Source organism: Leisingera sp. MMG026 (assembly GCF_021654205.1).
Taxonomy (GTDB): Bacteria; Pseudomonadota; Alphaproteobacteria; order Rhodobacterales; family Rhodobacteraceae; genus Leisingera.
In genome coordinates this window covers 1-2,699 of the sequence record NZ_JAKFZM010000105.1, presented here as the reverse complement: position 1 = coordinate 2,699, position 2,699 = coordinate 1, and the positions used below count along the sequence as shown (strand labels likewise).

The window sequence follows — 2,699 nt, the reverse complement described above, 5'->3', positions numbered from 1 at the left end:
GATCCCGCAAACAGAGAGCCGCTTCGGCGGGTAGCACCGCGACTTTGGATCAAATCGTCCAAGGGCAGCCTTTGGGCCGGACTAACCGCCATCCATGTCGGCTTTCGGTACATGGACGAAACCGCTTTCGCGGTAGTGGCGCTTGTTGCGGATACAGCGCGTTGACTTGAGGGCTGAGATTTTGCGGATGCGCGCGTCTGCCTGACGATTGGGATCTTCTCAATCTGATGGCAGGAGGTTTCCATGACCGACCAATATGTGCCGAAGTTGCGCCAGCGGTTTCTCGAAGACATGCAGATCAAGGGTCTGCAGCGCAAGACGCAGACGATGTATTTGCGGGCGACGCGGGAGTTTACGCGGTTCCTGGGGCATTCGCCGGGCACCGCGACGCCAGAAGAGTTGCGGGCGTTTCAGTTCGACATGAAGGAACGGGGCGTCGGCGGGCCGACCTTCAACAACCGGCTGACGGTGCTGAGTTTCTTTTTTACGACGACATGCCCGCGCCCGGAGATGAAGCGGCACATGCGCTATCAACGTGCAGCGAAGAAGATCCCGGTGGTTCTGAGCGCCGAGGAGGTCGCGCGCATTTTAGAGGCTGCGCCGGGGCCCGGGCTCAGATACCGGGCGGCCTTCAGCGTGGCCTATGGCGGTGAGCTGAGGGCGAGCGAGGTTACGCACTTGAAGGTCACCGGTATCGACAGTGACCGCATGCTGATCCGGATCGAGCAAGGCAAGGGCCGCAAGGACCGCTATGTGATACTGTCGCCAAGTTTGCTCGAGCTGTTGCGCGACTATTACCGCGAAGCGAAGCGGCAGGCTGGCTCTTTCCCGGCCGCAACCGGGTCGATCCAATCTCGACGCGGCAGTTCAACCGGGCCTTCGGTGTGGCCTGTGACTTTGCCGGGATCACGAAGAAAGTCTCACCTCACACTCTGCGGCACAGCTTTGCCACCCATCTGCTGGAAAGCGGGACTGATATCCGGGTCATCCAGGTGCTGCTTGGGCATGCCAAGCTGGAAACGACGACGATCTACACCAAGGTGGCGACCAAAACGATCCGGGATCTCATCAGCCCGCTTGATCTTCTGGCGAGTCGGGAGGCCGGTCCCGGTTAAGCCCGGCTTTCGTGCCGCGCCCCAGACTGGAGGTCGCGGAGATCTTCCGCGCCCACGGACCTGCCTGCCGCCAAGAACACGCTGGGCACCTGAACCTTCCACAGTTGAAGGTGATTTCCGCGATTGAGACCTGCCGGACCGCCGCGCTTGGCGGCCACGTCGCGGCCTGTGACAAGTGCGGCCACCAACACATCGCTTATAACGCGTGCCGCAATCGGCACTGCCCGAAGTGCCAGGGTGCCACGGCGCGGGACTGGATGCTGGCGCGCATGGAAGACCTGTTGCCGGTCGAATACTTCCATGTGGTCTTTACGCTACCTGCCCGGATTGCCGGCATTGCCTGCCAGAATGAGCCATTGGAACGCCATTGGTCCGAGAGACAATGGCGAATGCGGCGGTCTACGGCCTTTTGTTCAAGGCTTCGTCACAATCGCTACTGACCATCGCTGCCGACCAAAAACACCTTGGCGCAAAGATCGGTATAACATCGGTGCTGCACACATGGGGCTCGGCGATGACCCACCCTCCGCACGTGCATGTCATCGTGCCAGGTGGCGGGCTGTCCCAGGACGGCACCCGCTGGATCGGCTGCCGCCCAAGGTTCTTCCTACCCGTGAAGGTCCTGTCCCGGCTGTTCCGGCGCCTGTTCCTTGAAGGGCTGATCCGTTTGCACCGGACGAGCAAGCTGCGTTTCTTCGGAGAATTGGCGGGGCTGGCCGACTCCGGCAGCTTTGCAGCCCATCTCGCGCCACTACGCAAGACCGATTGGGTTGTTTGCGCCAAGCCACCCTTCGGAGGGCCCGAAGCCGTGTTGGCCTATCTCAGCCGCTATACCCGCCGCGTCGCGATCTCGATCCAACGCTTGGTCAGCGCCAATGTCGACACAGTGGCCTTCCGCTGGAAAGACTACCGCATCAGGCGCGGTGACCGATTGAAGATCATGCGCCTACGCACGGACGAGTTCATCCGTCGCTTCCTGATCCATGTCCTGCCCTCCGGCTTCCACCGCATTCGCCACACCGGATTCCTCGCCAACGGCATCCGCCGCGACAGGATCAAGAAGATCAGGCATTTGCTCAACGCGGAGCCCGAACCCGGTCAGGCAACCAGTGAAGCGACAAGCGATGATCCCGACGGCCAGATCGTGTGCCAGCCTTGCCCCAAATGCGGCGGGGCGATGTGCATCGTTGAGACATTCACCCGCGGCCAAACCCCGAAATCCCGCGCGCCACCATTGGAAGAGGCCGCGTGACACAGCGAAAATGCCCGGCCTCGCGATACGCAGACGCCGAACCGATCACTGCGCCCGGCCTCATGAAACAGGCACCAAAACAGGCACCAAAACAGGCTAATGGATGCGAAAAGAGAAACCAATCGGCAACAACAGGCCGTGAAACCCGCCGCGCCTGCACTCTTCAAAGCGATCAGCCCCACCGTTCCGGCCAACGAAGGCTGAACTCGTAACGCACAATCCCCATAGCAACGAAAGCCGCCCGCGCTTTCCTCCTTGTCAGATTTACCGCCGCTGCATCTCACGATGACAGCAGCCACAAACCTCAGACGAAGCTGCTACTCGTGCAAAAT

General features: G+C 61.0%; 2 pseudogenes. Both read left to right on the top strand.

Going from position 1 to position 2,699, the window contains the following annotated elements:
- Positions 1-243 precede the first annotated feature (243 nt).
- A pseudogene (locus tag L1069_RS23575) lies at positions 244-1,115 on the top strand (tyrosine-type recombinase/integrase).
- An 11-nt stretch (positions 1,116-1,126) separates the two neighbouring features.
- Positions 1,127-2,367: pseudogene (locus tag L1069_RS23570) on the top strand (IS91 family transposase).
- Positions 2,368-2,699 lie beyond the last annotated feature (332 nt).